The organism is Microcoleus vaginatus FACHB-2002, assembly GCF_040004035.1.
GTDB classification, from domain to species: domain Bacteria; phylum Cyanobacteriota; class Cyanobacteriia; order Cyanobacteriales; family Microcoleaceae; genus Microcoleus; species Microcoleus vaginatus_C.
The window spans coordinates 157,858-172,994 of sequence record NZ_JAMPLN010000010.1 but is presented as its reverse complement, the minus strand read 5'-3'; the positions used below and the strand labels follow the sequence as shown (position 1 = coordinate 172,994).

Annotated in this window: 9 protein-coding genes; 6 read left to right on the top strand and 3 right to left on the bottom strand. The window is 43.2% G+C overall.

The features are described 5' to 3' along the window. Positions 1-33 precede the first annotated feature (33 nt). Positions 34-1,323, bottom strand: coding sequence for an AAA-like domain-containing protein (locus NDI35_RS11640; RefSeq protein ID WP_445312874.1), 1,290 nt, complete (start codon positions 1,321-1,323; stop codon positions 34-36). 681 nt (positions 1,324-2,004) lie between these two features. On the opposite strand from NDI35_RS11640, the gene NDI35_RS11635 reads away from it, so the two are divergent. From NDI35_RS11635 to NDI35_RS11625, 3 genes are all read left to right on the top strand, one after another. Next, positions 2,005-3,573, top strand: a complete 1,569-nt coding sequence (locus tag NDI35_RS11635) for a sensor histidine kinase (RefSeq protein ID WP_445312873.1) — start codon at positions 2,005-2,007, stop codon at positions 3,571-3,573. 86 nt (positions 3,574-3,659) lie between these two features. Further along, positions 3,660-7,340 carry a GAF domain-containing protein gene (locus tag NDI35_RS11630; protein WP_445312872.1) on the top strand — a complete coding sequence of 1,227 codons (3,681 nt, stop codon included), beginning with the start codon at positions 3,660-3,662 and terminating at the stop codon, positions 7,338-7,340. A 195-nt stretch (positions 7,341-7,535) separates the two neighbouring features. After that, a complete protein-coding gene (locus NDI35_RS11625; protein ID WP_445312883.1) occupies positions 7,536-8,807 on the top strand; it encodes an adenylate/guanylate cyclase domain-containing protein in 1,272 nt (423 codons plus the stop codon). Here NDI35_RS11625 and NDI35_RS11620 read toward each other — a convergent pair. After that, positions 8,804-10,084, bottom strand: a complete 1,281-nt coding sequence (locus tag NDI35_RS11620) for a recombinase family protein (RefSeq protein ID WP_445312871.1) — start codon at positions 10,082-10,084, stop codon at positions 8,804-8,806. The two genes, NDI35_RS11625 and NDI35_RS11620, sit on opposite strands and share 4 nt — an antisense overlap. 3 nt (positions 10,085-10,087) lie before the next feature. Next, a complete protein-coding gene (locus tag NDI35_RS11615; protein ID WP_333343970.1) occupies positions 10,088-10,447 on the bottom strand; it encodes a VOC family protein in 360 nt (119 codons plus the stop codon). 211 nt (positions 10,448-10,658) lie between these two features. Here NDI35_RS11615 and NDI35_RS11610 point away from each other — a divergent pair, with 211 nt between their 5' ends. The 3 genes from NDI35_RS11610 (at position 10,659) to NDI35_RS11600 (ending at position 14,958) form a co-directional block, all read left to right on the top strand. Then, on the top strand, positions 10,659-10,982 hold the full coding sequence (locus NDI35_RS11610; protein ID WP_445312870.1) for an SDR family NAD(P)-dependent oxidoreductase: 324 nt from the start codon (positions 10,659-10,661) through the stop codon (positions 10,980-10,982). 150 nt (positions 10,983-11,132) lie between these two features. Continuing rightward, entirely contained in the window at positions 11,133-13,259 is a 2,127-nt protein-coding gene (locus tag NDI35_RS11605; RefSeq protein WP_445312869.1) for a SpoIIE family protein phosphatase, read from the top strand. 166 nt (positions 13,260-13,425) lie between these two features. Further along, positions 13,426-14,958, top strand: coding sequence for a type 2 periplasmic-binding domain-containing protein (locus tag NDI35_RS11600; RefSeq protein ID WP_445312868.1), 1,533 nt, complete (start codon positions 13,426-13,428; stop codon positions 14,956-14,958). The last annotated feature ends 179 nt before the right edge of the window (positions 14,959-15,137 follow it).

Below are 15,137 nucleotides of genomic sequence, written 5' to 3'. Positions count from 1 at the left end.
ATAATTTACGCAAATAAACTCTCAAACCTCGATCTAAATAAAGTTGTGCGAAGCAAAATATAGGCGATACAACTCACAGCTCAGCGTACAGCGGTTATTATCGATATGAATCAGCCCCATACTAACTAATTTAGAAGCTACTATCGGCTCTAATTCCACTCCGTGTTCCGATTTTACCACTTGTTTAAGTGCAACCGCAAGTTCGGGATACTCTTGCAAGGTTGCCCAAAAACTCCGCAAGTAATCTTTATAAATTCCCGCTATTGTCGGAGCTTGTTGTAGTAGCTGATCTAGCGTTACACTGTTTTGACAGAGGTGGTAAAGAGCTAGCCGCACCAGATAAGGATGTCCCCCAACCATTGCCATCAGTCGATCGGCATCGGAACCCTCTGTCCAATCCAGTCCGTGACGCTGGGCTAAAGCAAGTATCTGCTCTTCTGTAAAATAGGGCAATTGCAGCGGTAAACCGACATTAAAAGGCGATTCAGTTAGCTTTAAAGGAATATAAATTTCTGTGGAGTGAAGAACAATTAACCGCAGTTTTCCCAAGGTTTCAATCCGCTTTGCTTCTTCATGCCAGCTTCGCAGGAGCGGCAAAAATTCTCGGGCAATTTTTGGATACTCAAAAATTATATTTACTTCATTTAAAGCTAACACAAGAGGAGTATTTATTTCTGCTAATAAATATTGTTGCAAATAGATGGTGCAGCTTACTTTGCTACCCATGTCTTCATCCCAATAATCATCTAATAGAGGTGGTAATTCTAGGTTACGGCTGATGTTGGCACAAAACCAGCGTAAAAATTTATCGAGGTTGTCTAAAACAGCTTCCTCGGCTTGCTGAAAATCTAAACTTACAGTGCGATAGTCAAGAGAAGTCGCGCGCTCTAAAATGCGTAGCAGAAGGGAACTTTTTCCCATCTTCCTGGGAGCTTTAATCCGCAGCACACTTCCGGGTTTAGTAATCTCTCGATAGGCGAGTTCTTCAATTAGCGGGTGAGGGATATAAAATGGCGAATCCAGGGGCACGGGAGAGCCGGGAAATTCTAAAGGTGTTGCTAGGCATTTGCTGCGGGTGAATTCTTCAATTAATTCTCGTTCCTCTGCGGTCAGGGAACGTGATTCTACACAAGAGCGAAAATTTGATTTGCTAATAGATGTCTGCAAGATTTGAGAGAGAGATTGCCACAAGGATGAGGCGATGTTTCTCAGGTAATGCTCTCCGTAATGAGAGGCCGATGCGATACTTGTATAAGTCTTTCCTTCCCAAACTTGGCGGAGTATGATTTCTTGTACGGGATATAAATCTTTTTGTAATCGCACACGAGTTAGCTGTAGTACCTCATCTATCGTCATAACTGGCAATAACCATATAAGTGTATCGTTGATATTATCACTTATGATTGAGTGTAAAGCTCAGAGCGATCGCCTATTGGATTGCCACACGCTATTGTCGCGACATTTCTCAGGGGGTAATTGGTCACATCGGTTAATTCTCCCCCGAAAGTATCACTATCAATAAAGAATTCCCTCGCGGGGTGGGGGCGGGTGCATTTAGCCTGTCTGCACTCTTCAAGGGTACAAGAGTAAACCCACCTCTACAGGTTTTTGAGAAGGGTTCTCTTCATTAAGTTAAATCCGTGAAATCCGTTAAATCTGGTGATTACCCAGTTGCGTGACCGATCACTGAGTGCTATAACCCAATTTAAATGGGCGCTGGCGCTCCTACTGGAAAGGATTTGCGCTCAGTTTTTCTTGATGGTTGGCGAAAATGTCATGTCGGTGTCACAGTTGATAGTGAAGGCAGAATTAAAAATGTGACAGTTGACTTTGCTAAAGCTGAGTCGATTGATGTTAATTTAATTAACAGTAGTTTCATCTTGCTGCATCTACTCATCGCAAGTGTTAAGTCCGAAACTCTAATTCTTATTTTTGTGGCAGTAGTTTTTAAAACTCTCCTGTAACCAGCTTTAAAAAAGATTAGCAAATAACCGAGTTAATTTGATGCAAATGGTTCATGAAATGTTTTCAAATTATTTTATTCCTCACGGTCATTGCTACTTGTGGAAACCTGGATTAGTAGGGCTACACGTTTTGTCCGATGGTTTGATAGCCGTCGCTTATTTTTTGATACCGATCACGCTGATTTATATTGTAAAAAAGCGGCAAGACGTGCCTTTTGACTGGGTTTTCATGCTGTTTGGCTCTTTTATTATCTGCTGCGGAATTACCCATATTATGGAAATATGGACGCTGTGGCATCCTAATTATTGGTTCTCTGGTTTTCTTAAAGGGATTACAGCGCTGATTTCGCTATCTACAGCTGCAGTGCTGGTGGAACTAATTCCAAAAATCTTGGCTATCCCCAGTCCCGATCAATTAGCGGTGGCAAATTTGGCTTTACAAAATGAGATTGGCGAGCGCAAACAAGCTCAAGAAGCACTCTCGGAATTAATGCTAGAATTGGAAAAACGGGTGATGGAGAGGACGATCGCTTTAGAAGTTGCTAATGAACTTTTGCAACAGGAAAATCGCGATCGCTCTTTGGCTGAAAATTCATTGCGGCACTCGGAAGCTAAACTGCTAGAACAAACTCAGCAGTTAGAGAACGCTCTCCAACAACTTAAAGGCGCTCAAGCTCAACTCGTGCAAACTGAAAAAATGTCGTCTTTGGGGCAAATGGTAGCTGGAGTTGCCCACGAAATAAATAACCCTGTCAACTTCATTTATGGCAATCTGATTCCGGCTGAGGAATACATTAAAGACCTTGTGGCATTGATTAAGTCTTATCAAGTTTATTATCCCACTCCTGCGCCGGAAATTGCAGACAAAATTAAAACCATCGAGCTCGATTTTGTTTTAAAAGACCTGCAAAAACTTTTTGGTTCCATAAAAATTGGAGCAGAGCGAATTAGGGAAATTGTTAAATCTTTACGGACTTTCTCCCGGTTAGACGAAGCTGATATGAAAAAGGTAAATATCCATGAAGGTCTCGATAGCACTTTAATGATTTTGCAGCACCGCTTGAAAGAACAACCAAACCGTCCGCCGATTCAAGTGATTAAAGAGTATGGAGATTTGCCACTATTAGAATGCTACGCGGGGCAGCTTAACCAAGTATTTATGAATATTTGTTCTAATGCTATTGATGCTTTAGAGCAGATTGTAGAGCAGGGATATTCGACCAACGGCTATTGGGAAAATAATTTCTCTGACAACTTACAAAACACCTATTGCCCACTGCTAAAAATTCGCATCCGCACGCTTTTAGTTGATGGCAAGTGGGTGCAGATTCACATTGCTGATAATGGCACTGGCATAGATTATGATGCGATCGCTAAAATTTACGATCCATTTTATACCACGAAACCTATCGGTGCTGGTACCGGGCTGGGTTTGGCGATTTCTTATCAGATTATTCAAGCCCATGAAGGTTATTTGCGCTGCACTTCCGAGGTTGGGAGAGGTACGGAGTTTATCATTGAAATTCCGTTGCGATCGCAATTTAGCGAGCGCCACCTGCGGCAAAAGCAAGCTGTTATGAACAAGCTGGGTTTAGGCGTTAATAAATAATGCTGAATCCAGCTAGACTTTTCGGTTGATTTTTTTGCCTAACTTAGGCATGGTCAAATCCATATTATCTGCCAATAACAAGTATTATGTGGGAAGCACTCAAAAATATCTTTTCCCCAACTCAATATATGCCTCACGGTCATTGCTATCTTTGGCAAACGCCTTTAGTGTGGCTGCACGTAACTGGGGACTTTTTAATCGCGATCGCCTACTATTCAATTCCGGCGATGCTAATTTATTTTATCTTCAAGCGGCGCGATGTTCCTTTTTTAGGAATCTTTGCTTTATTTGGTGCATTTATTATTCTCTGCGGCACCGGTCACTTGATAGACATTTGGACGCTGTGGCATTCCGCTTATTGGCTGTCGGGGATTGAAAAAGGAATTACTGCACTGGTTTCCTGCTACACCGCCGCCTCCATGGTAACACTATTGCCCCAGTTTTTGTCTTTAAAAACCCCCCAAGAATTAGAGGCCATAAATTGCAAGTTGCAGACTGAGATTGCGGTGCGTGAAGATGCTGAATTAGCGTTGCGCCACGCTTATGATGATTTAGAAACTAAGGTTCAAGAGCGCACCGCACAGTTGACAGAAATTAATGGTTATTTAGAAGCAGAAATTAGAGAAAGAATAGCTGCTGAATCGGCTTTGCGCGAACGAGAAACTAGGTTAACAGAACAACAGAATGGCTTGCTAGAATTAGCAAAAAATTCTAGTATTTACGAGGGAAATATCGGCGAGGCTTTGAGAGAGATTACGCAAATGGCAACTCGTACCCTGAATGTCGATCGAGCAAGTATTTGGTTTTATCAGGAAGATAAATCCGCACTGTGCTGTGCGGATATTTACGAACTGACTCCCAATCAACACTGCGCCGGTGCAGAACTGAAAGTTGCTGACTATCCTAGCTATTTCCAAGCTTTGAAGACAGAACAGGCGATCGCAGCGGTTGATGCCAAAACCGATCCGCGCACCCGAGAATTTAGCGAATCTTATTTGAAGCCTTTAAACATCTCGTCGATGCTAGATGTTCCTATTACCCATAAAGGGCAAATTGCGGGTGTAATTTGTTTAGAACATCAGGGAACGACCAGGAATTGGACGCTCGACGAACAAAGCTTCGCTAGCTATGTGGCGCAGATCGCAGCTTTAGCAATGGAAGCCCGCGATCGCAAGCAAGCCGAGTTAAACTTGCGTTCTGTCACCGAACGCTTGCAATATTTGCTGGCGACTACTCCGGCGGTAATTTTTAGCTGCAAATTAGGGGGAAATTACGATGTAACATTTGTCAGCGATAATGTTGTTTCAATGATTGGTTACGAAGCACGAGAATTGGTTGATGGTTCCCTTGATTGGCATAGCCTGGTTCATCCAGAAGATCGAGAGATTGTTGATACTTCATACGCTCAGATATTGGAAAAAGAATCGATTTCCTACGAATACCGCGAACGGCACAAAGACGGTAGTTATCGCTGGATTTACGATGAGATCAAGTTAGTCAAAAATTCTGCGGGCATACCTGTGGAGTGCGTGGGTTATGGAGTAGATGTTACTGCTCGCAAACAGGCGGAAATAGCCTTGAAGCAACAAGTAAAAAGGGAGCGGCTCGTGAATGCTATTCAAGAGCGGATTCGCTCCTCTCTTAACCTAGAAGAAGTAATGACAATGGCTGTGGAAGAAGTCCGCCAGTTTTTGTCAACAGACAGGACTATTATTTACCGCTTTAACCCTGATTGGAGTGGATTGGTAGCCGTCGAGTCGGTAGCAGCCGATACAATGCCGATTTTGGGAATTGACATTAATGACCCTTGCTTTCGAGAAGGCTACATTTCTGCTTACGCGGAGGGACACATTCGTGCGATCGACAATATTTATACGGCAGGCCTTTCAGATTGCCACGTTAATTTACTGAGCCAGTTTGAAATTAAAGCTAACCTCGTGGTTCCCATTTTGCAAGGTGAAAAACTATGGGGGCTACTCATTGCTCATCACTGCCGCAGTCACAGGCATTGGACCTCTTCTGAGATAGAATCTCTCAAGCAAATTTCCGTGCAGCTAGCAATTGCCCTCCAGCAATCCACCCTTTTTGAACAAGCAAAAACAGAAATTGCCGAACGAAAATTAGCAGAAACAGCATTACAAAAAGCTGTCGTAGCTGCTGATACAGCTAACCGCGCCAAGAGCGAATTCCTTTCTTCTATGAGCCACGAATTGCGGACTCCCCTGAATGCCATTCTCGGATTTAGTCAGGTGATGGTGCGCGATTCATCTCTCAACAATCAACACCAGCAGCACCTAGAAATTATTAATCGCGCCGGCGAACACTTGCTTTCGCTAATTAATGACATTTTGGAAATGTCCAAAATTGAAGCGGGCAGAAGTCAGCTTAATGAAAGCAGTTTTAACTTAATGCGCCTGCTAAAAACCTTAGAAGAAATGTTTCGATTAAAAGCTAAATCTAAGAAATTGCAGCTCAATTTGGAAGTGGGTGACGGCGTACCACACTTTGTTAGTGGAGACGAAGGTAAATTGCGCCAAATTTTGATTAATCTTGTAGGAAATGCGATCAAGTTTACAGAGATGGGTAGCATTACTTTGCGAGTGAAAAAGAAGGTAGAAGAAAGTTTGGGGGCTGAAAATGCAGAGTTTTCGGACACACAAACAAAACTTGCCTACGCGGGTTCTGAACATTCCGAAAGCTTAGGGGTTGAAACCGCAGCTATACAAAAAAAACCCGGATGGTGCACTGGTTTTAATCAGTCCGAAAGGTTGGGGGACTGTGATTGTGTAGACGCGAATGACCTTCGCCCGGAAGTGTTACGCCTTCAGTTTGAAATTGAAGATACTGGCCTTGGCATTGCCCCTGAAGAGATGAATAAGTTATTTGAACCCTTTGAGCAAACAAAAACAGGTCAAAAGTCTCAACAGGGGACTGGATTAGGTTTACCAATTAGCCGCAAATTTGTACAAATGATGGGAGGAGATATTACTGTCAGGAGTACACCCGAATTGGGAAGTAACTTTGCATTTGATATTCAAATCAGCCTTGCCACTCCCAGCGAGATTAAAATCCTTAAACCGCAGAAAAAAGTAATTGGTTTAGCACCGAATCAACCAGAATACCGGATTTTGGTTGTTGACGATCGCGCCGATAACTGCCTAGTCATAGAGAGATTATTGTCACCACTAGGCATCCTCGTGCGAGAAGCTAGAGATGGTGAAGAAGCTATTGCTGTATGGGAGGATTGGCAACCGCACCTGATCTGGATGGATATGCAGATGCCTGTCATGGATGGCTATGAAGCCACCAGAAAAATTAAAGCTCATCCTCTCGGAAAACAAACTGTAATAGTTGCTCTTACTGCTAGCGCTTTTGAAGAGGAACGACAAACTATTTTAGGAGCAGGCTGCGATGATTTCATGCGTAAACCATTCGAGGCAAAGATATTATTTGCGAAAATGGAAGAACTTTTAGGAGTGCGTTACATTTACGAGGAATCTGTTGATGCACCACTAGAAAATGAAAGCAAAATTAGCGAAGTGACTAGCAATCAATCTGTGGAGTCACAACTCGCTCAAATGCCTATTGAGTGGGTAGAAAAGATATCTCATGCTGCTCATGAATGTTGCGACGATAAAATTGTCAAGTTGATTGAGGAAATCCCTAGCGACTTTGCTTTTGCCGCCGAATATTTAACTACTTTAGTGCAGGATTTCCTCTTTGACGATATTATCGATATAGCACAATCAGCAGTTACGGCGCGGTAAAAATGCCAGTTTTTAACTAATCTAAACTTAGGAGGCTATCTTATTAAAAAAAGGTCTAACATTAAGCCCTAATAGCGCCTCTTGGCCATCTATTTTTAGGAGAGACAATTGGACTTTATACTGTTACGTTTTTTTTGAAGTCAACTTCTTAAGTGTTAATATCTTTTATCTTGACAAACTACCGTGAGCGAGTGCATGGACAGCCATCAATATCATACAATTCAAGCCAACATTTTAGTAGTTGATGATAAGCCCGATAATGTGCGGCTTTTATCTACAATCTTGACCGAACAAGGGTATCAGGTTCGTAAAGCGCTGAACGGGCAAAGGGCGATCGCTACAGTGCAAGAGTTTCCGCCGACTCTAATTTTGCTGGACGTGATGATGCCAGACATGAATGGATATGAGGTATGTGCAAAGTTGAAAGCTTCACCAAAAACCAGTTCCATTCCGGTGATTTTCTTAAGCGCCTTAGATGACGTTTTAGATAAGGTGAAAGCTTTTGAGGTGGGAGGAGTTGACTATATTACTAAACCTTTTCACGGTAAAGAAGTATTGGCACGAGTGGCAAATCAGTTAACAATTCAAAGTCAACAACAGTTACTTCAAGAGCACACGAAGCAATCCCAAGAACTTGTCGAACGTTTGCAAAACGAAATTAAAGAGCGGCAGGGGGTGGAGCTAGCTTTACGGCTTGCTCAAACAAAGTCGGATCATTTATTGCTGAATATTTTACCAGCAGCAATTGTTGAAAATTTGAAAAAGGGCGAGGGTTCTCCTGCCCAGAGGTTTGATTCAGCAACAGTTCTTTTTGCCGATATTGTCGATTTTACGTCTATTGCTGCTAGAATGTTACCTCTAGAATTGGTAAATGTACTGAACCAGATTTTTTCAAGGTTTGACCAGCTAACGGAAAAACACGGTTTGGAAAAAATTAAAACAATTGGAGATGCTTATATGGTAGCGGGGGGGTTGCCGGTGCCGAGGGCAGATCATGTAGAAGCGATCGCGAATATGGCATTGGATATGCAGGAAGCGATCGCGGATTTTCAAACTGACAGAGGCGAACCATTTCAAATTCGGATTGGCATTCATACAGGGCCCGTAGTTGCTGGCGTAATTGGCACTAAAAAATTTATCTATGACTTGTGGGGAGATACTGTTAATGTTGCTTCTCGGATGGAATGTCAAGGATTACCGGGATACATTCAAGTTACTACGGCTATTTACGAACTGTTAAAAGAGCGGTATTTATTTGAGGAAAGAGGTGCGATCGCGATTAAAGGAAAAGGAGAGATGATCGCCTATTGGCTAAAGGCTAAAAAAGATAATTCAGCGGTTGAAACCGATGCTTGTCAAACGCAGTCCACTCCTAGCGAACTAAGAGAGTACCCAAATACCCCCACTTCTTTAAGAAGTCGGCAATCTAACCTAGGAACTACGGATGAACGTCGAGCTAATCCTTAAAAAATGAAAATAATTTGCAGTTTCCAATTTGTATTTTCGCGGACGATTTCAATGCGATCGATAAATTCTCGAAAGTAAAACCTGCGTTCTGATTCTGATAAATCCAGCCAAAATTGCGGCAGGGAAACTGTTTGGGCAATTTCTCGCAAATTTACTGGGGGTAGTTGGGCTAATTTGCTTTGCAGTTCGGCAATTTCGGTGCGGATTTTGTAGGCTCTAAACTCGGCCGTTTCCGTGTCTAAAATGCCGCTGTCAATCAGGGCGGAAAGTTGCTCTATGATTTCTTGTTTGGATGCGATCGCCCTGACAATTCCTGCTTTAATTCCACTCATATTCGGCATTTGCAACCCAGCAACAGCATCGGGTAAATCCCGACAAATACCCGCGATAGTTAATTGCAATACTTCATCGTAGGAAAGGCCGCTACATTTAGGCTGTTTTGGACAGTTAATCGGTCGCAAATAAAGGTATTCTTTTTCTTTGCGGTAGGAGGTGACTTTGGCAACTGTCATGGGCGATTTGCATTCTGCACAAATCGCTAAACCTGCGAGGGAACGTGGGGCGCTAGCACTGCGAGGAGAAAGGCAGCGGTTGCGGCGCAGCAATCTGTCTATTTGGGCGGCTTCTTCTCTGGAAATAATCGGGACGTGGGTGTTAGAAATTACTTGGCCGTTTTGATATTCCAAATCGCCTCGGTAGGCGGGATTTGTCAGCCAGCGGCGGCCGGTGCTTACAGAGATTTTTTTGTTGTATTTCTTGGCTAAATACCGCACGGAACCTCGCAAGGAACCGTAAATTAAAAAGTGTTCAAAAAAGTCTTTGACGGTGGGGGCGGTGGTTTTATCGATCGTATAACAATCTTTGCCGCGCCGGTAGCCGTAGGGAGCCTTACCCGGTGGAATCCGGGATTTGATGCGGTTGCGGGCGTGTCCTTTGCGAATACTCCGGCTGTGTTGGCTGCGCTGGATTTCTGCGAGGATTTGCAGCAAGTTTTGGCGGTTTCGCGGTTCTGTTTCTGCTTGTACGATGATTTCGACGCCGAGGTTTTCGAGTTGGGCGAGGTGCGAACACACTTGCTGTACGGTGTCGCCGAGTTCTTCAAAGCGCTGAATTAACAGGTATTTGACTGGTTCTGTTTCGCAGTCTTTGAGGAGTTGTTGCAGTTGTTGTCGCCCTCCTAAGTCTTGATAGGTGCGATCGACTTCTTGACCCCAAATTTCCGGTGCGGGTGCTGCTTCCAGTAGCGGTTCGGTGTAAGAATAAGCGATGATTTTCATCTGTTACTCGCTGAGTTCGATGATGTTGCCGTCGGGATCTTGGGTAAATAATGCCGATCGACCTGACGCGCTCATTTGAAACGGGCAATTGTGAGCGATTAACTGCTGTTTGGCTGCCTCTAAGTTGGCCACAGAAAATGCTAGATGTCGGTTGCGTCCCCATTTGGCATGGTCTACGGCATCTGGGATAATTGTTGCACCTAAAATTAGGTGGAGCTGGAAGTCGCCGATTTGATACCAGATTCCGGGAAATTTTAAGTCTCGATCAATTTTTTGCAGTTTTAGTACGGTGCTGTAAAAGTGTTGGGATTTTTCCAGGTTGGAGATGAGTATGGCGCTGTGGAGGGATTGAGTAATTTGCATTTTTGTTTGGTATTTTTATTTTATTTTATATTATTTTAACCGTTGATGCAGGCTGATGAGCGCTGATGAACGCAGATTGGTTGATGTTTGTTCAGTTTTGCATATGATAACATTGTCACTGGCTCTTAACCTATCCAAAAAGGTAAATAGGTCGTCCGAAAAAACCTGAATAGAAAATCGGAAATTGTAGGGGCGCGTTTAGTTAGAATCTATGGCAGCAGCGAGTTTACTATTGCCAAACCCGCCGTCTCCCCATGTTATATTTATTTCTACCTACTTACTTATAAATCATGAAAAGCAAACAAGTATTTTTGACTGGCTGAATGGGGGGATTGTGACTGTCGCTTCGCGTGGGGGCGAACAGCCGATTGGACAATGGGTGGCTTACTGTGCTGCTAAAGCTGGAATGGTGGCGCTCACACAGGCGATCGCACATGAAATAAAAGGTACTAATATCACTGCTAATACTGTCCTCCCCCGTGTGATTGATACTCCGACAAATCCATCGTTAATGGGTTCGGAAAAGGCTCACTAAGGGGTGAAACCTGAATCTCTAGTTCAAGTAATTTACTTTTTTGGTTCGGAAGCTGCCAAAGATGTTCGCGGCGTCGTTATTCCGGTTTAAGGCAGCATTTGAAAAGTTAATCCACCTACTGTAAACTGCTCGCTGGGAGTGTTTTTAACAATGGTTTCAGAAAAAAGTGCGATCGTTTCCAGATCGGGCAAATTCCCTCTCCGCAATGTCTTGGTAGTTCCTTTTGTTCTCCAAATTTTGGCTGCTGTTGGCTGCGTTGGCTATCTCTCTTACAGAAACGGAGAGCAGATAGTCAACGACATTGTTAATCAGTTGCGGCAGGAAGTGAGTGCGAGAGTTTACGAACGTGTCCAAACCTATCTGGAAGATCCGCCACTGGTGAATCAGATTAATTACGATGCTTTACGTCTGGGGGTGTTGAACTTTGACGATTTAGAGCAAACTCGACCCTATTTTTGGAAACAAGTTCTGCAATTTAATTCGATCGGTCACGCGGGAATTGCCAACGCCAAAGGTCAGTACCTGCGTGTGGGTTGGGTAAATCGGCTGGTTGGACTTGAACAACCTCAGCTTGCCCAGCAACTAATTCCCGGGGGTGGCGACTTGATATATTACAACCTTGACGCTGATGGAAACCCCACAAAGATTGACAAAACCACGCCCAATTATGACGTTCGCACGCGCCCTTTTTACAGAGTTGTTATTGAGAAGAAACAGGCAGCTTGGAGTAAAGTTTATATTAATTTTGGTTACGGTACGCTGCAAATTAATGCGAGTCTACCCTATTATGATGCCGAAGGTAAACTAATTGGCCTGCTGACTTGCCAAATGGGACTAGATCAAATTCGCCACTTCCTGCAAACCTTAAGGGTGGGTAATTCCGGTCAAGTATTTATCATTGAGCCCCAGGGCGAATTAATAGCCACCTCGGTTAAAGAACAGCCTCTTTCGGTGGGAACAGGCAAAGATACAAAGCGGATCAAAGCACAGGAAAGCAGCAACCCGCTGATGCGTCAAAGTGTGGTTGAGCTGCTCGAACGCTTCAAGAATTTGGAAGATATCGATCAAACTGTTCAACTTGACTTTAAGCTGAACGGTGAGCGGCAATTTATCCAAGTTTCTCCGCTAACTGACAAGTACGGTCTCAATTGGCTGATTGTAGTAGTAGTTCCTGAAGCCGACTTTATGGCGCAAATTTATGCTAACAGTCGCCACACCATTTTGCTGTGTATTGTGGCTCTAGTTGTCTCTGTTGGAGTGGGTATTTTCACCGCTAGCTGGATTACTCGCCCCCTGAATCAAATTGCTCAAGCTTCACAATATCTAGCAGGTGGTACTCTTAATCAGAACGTTGATTCCAGTCTGATTTGGGAAATTGAAACCTTAAGAAATTCCTTTAACAGCATGGCGAGACAACAGCAAGAATCCTTTGAAACGCTAGAAGATAAAGTCAAAGAACGTACCTTTGAACTCGCCACAGCCACTAAACAAATTGCCACTCTCAACCAGCGCCTGAAAGCGGAAAACCTCCGCATGAGTTCCGAGCTCGATATGCTCAAACAAATGCAGCAGTTGATTCTGCCAAAACCTGCGGAACTCGCAGCGATTGAAGATTTAGATATTGCCGGATTTATGGAGCCAGCCTCGGAAGTAGGCGGTGATTACTACGACGTACTTTGTACTAACGGGGTTGTCACGATTTGCATTGGTGATGTCACCGGACACGGATTAGAAAGCGGCATTTTGATGGTGATGACTCAAGCTGCTGTCCGCACTCTTCAGGAAATGCAAGAATCCGATCCTGTGCGTTTTTTAGATACCCTCAACCGCACTATTTATAAAAATGTCCAGCGCATGAACTCCGACAAAAATATGACCCTAGCTTTGCTCAACTACGCCGATCGCACAATTAGTATCAGCGGTCAACATGAGGAAACTCTTGTGGTCAGGAAAGGTGGTCAAATCCAGCGGATAGACACCATAAATTTAGGATTTCCACTCGCCTTAGATGAGGATATTTCCGATTGGATTAGCCATGTTTTAGTAGACTTAGAGCCGGGGGACGGGGTGGTGCTTTATACTGACGGCATCCCGGAAGCTAGAAATATGCACAAAAAATTCTACGGTATCGAAAGACTGTGTGAAGTGGTTTCTCAAAACTGGCATTTGAGCGCGGAACAAATTAAGAAAGCCGCCATTGATGATTTGCGAGACTTTATTGGAGAACAAAAGGTATTTGATGACATTACCTTGCTTGTTATCAAGAAAAAGGATTAAGTCGGGTCTGTTTTTTTTCTTGCTTTATTCACCCATAAATGCTATACTTAAAAAAATATTTAGTATCATATGCTGTGTTAACTATTCAAATATATATGAATAAACTTTGATAAAATGCTGCCTCTACCGCATTAGTAATTAAAGCTCTATTCGGCGCTCTAAATAAATGACAAACAGCATCTTTAGACTCCTGTCAATATTCTTAACTATCGCAGTAATAACTCTGTTTCCAGGAGTTGCTAATGCAGGTCAGATTTTTGTTCACAATTCTAGTAACCAGCCAATTACTTGCGATGCTTCTGGTGGTATTCGCAACACAGTTAAGCAAAATATGCAGAGGCTATTGCTCTCACCAGGCCAAACTCTTGCACTCAACCCACAGGATTTCTCGACGCAAACGATCGCTCGCGTGGAGTGTACGGGATACAATGTTGACAATCTGAACGTCACCCCAAATAGTCCCGATCGCTATTTATCTTTCACAGGTCAAGCCCAGCAGACTTTATCGGTATTGTTGTACCCCTATTTACCGACAACACCAGAAGCAAATTTTCAGCCGATGGTACAGCGGATTGTTAATGAGTTTCAACAAAAAAATCCCCAGATTTTGCTCAATGCAGTAATGACTCAAGATTTAGAATATGACACCTATACCTACAGCAATTTGCCGAAGCTTCTGGGTAAAAAGGGATTTGATTTAGTTGAACTTGATACCTTAATGTTAGGTGATGCAGTCGATAACCATTTGATTCTTCCAGCTTCCCAAGCAATATCAACTTCAAAGTTTTGGCAAGTAGGTCTAGAAGCATCAACTTACAACAATCAACTCTACGGTTTTCCGACTTGGCTGTGCTCATATTTTTTATTCGGGCGAGACCGGGATATTTTGCAAGTTAAATCAGTGCCAGAATTAATTAATTATTTATCTCACAAACCACCCGTAAAACCGCGATTAATTGCCAACTTTAATAGTGACTGGAATGCGATCGGCTTTTATTTGGATGGCTATACAGACTTGTTTGGGTTTGAGCACGTGACAGAAGCTTTGGAGAAACCGATCGATCCGCAGGTAATGAACAATTTAGTAGAAATGTCTTCGGAATGTGTAGTCAATGGTACAAATGGCTGTGTCAACGGCTACTATAATCAAGATCCTAACGCGGGATATCAGGACTTTTTAGCAGGAGCAACTAGCTTTATTGGGTTCTCGGAAAATTCTTTTTATATCCGCTTGTCCGATCCCCAAAAGCTACCTCTTTTTGCAACATCAGCTCCCTATGGTCAGGAACTTAAACCATTGGTTTTTGCTGATACTTTAGTTGTGAATTCTTCTCGATGTAACAATCAAGATTGTCAGGCTAATGCTGTCAAGTTTATCGACTACATGAGCAGCGTTGATACCAAACTCTGGATTGCTTTTAGCGAAGATTTAGATAGCGGTACGCCACCCCGGCGATCGCTACCAGCTATCAAAGCTTTCTACGACCAGCCGCGAGTCGAGCAAGACGAACTATATCCGCAATTCGCACGAGTAGTCAAGAACCAAAACGCAAATTTTCCTAACTCTATTTCGGACAATAAAAAAATAGCGATGTACCAAGAAATTTGTACGGAATTTAACCAACAGGAACCGGAATATCCCAAATGTGACTTTACCAGGCGATCTATCCTACGAAGCAAGCGCTTCAAAGGTTTTTAACACCATGGCTCGGATGTGCGATGGTTAGCGATCGATCATTGTTTTTTGGTAAAATCTTCCCTAAACCTTGCGGGCTGTAGTAAACTAATCACTAATGACCGCAAACTTTTTTATATTCCTTAAACTAAAAGCTTACTAGGATTTAGCAACCTGAGCGGTGGTAAGTACGTTCTGAATCG

Bases quoted from the DNA above. Each gene is read 5' to 3' on its own strand.
- NDI35_RS11635 (WP_445312873.1), top strand. From the start codon at position 2,005: ATGCAAATGGTTCATGAAATGTTTTCAAATTATTTTATTCCTCACGGT.
- NDI35_RS11620 (WP_445312871.1), bottom strand. From the start codon at position 10,084: ATGAAAATCATCGCTTATTCTTACACCGAACCGCTACTGGAAGCAGCA.
- NDI35_RS11605 (WP_445312869.1), top strand. From the start codon at position 11,133: ATGGTTTCAGAAAAAAGTGCGATCGTTTCCAGATCGGGCAAATTCCCT.
- NDI35_RS11600 (WP_445312868.1), top strand. From the start codon at position 13,426: ATGACAAACAGCATCTTTAGACTCCTGTCAATATTCTTAACTATCGCA.
- NDI35_RS11610 (WP_445312870.1), top strand. From the start codon at position 10,659: ATGGCAGCAGCGAGTTTACTATTGCCAAACCCGCCGTCTCCCCATGTT.
- NDI35_RS11630 (WP_445312872.1), top strand. From the start codon at position 3,660: ATGTGGGAAGCACTCAAAAATATCTTTTCCCCAACTCAATATATGCCT.
- NDI35_RS11615 (WP_333343970.1), bottom strand. From the start codon at position 10,447: ATGCAAATTACTCAATCCCTCCACAGCGCCATACTCATCTCCAACCTG.
- NDI35_RS11625 (WP_445312883.1), top strand. From the start codon at position 7,536: ATGGACAGCCATCAATATCATACAATTCAAGCCAACATTTTAGTAGTT.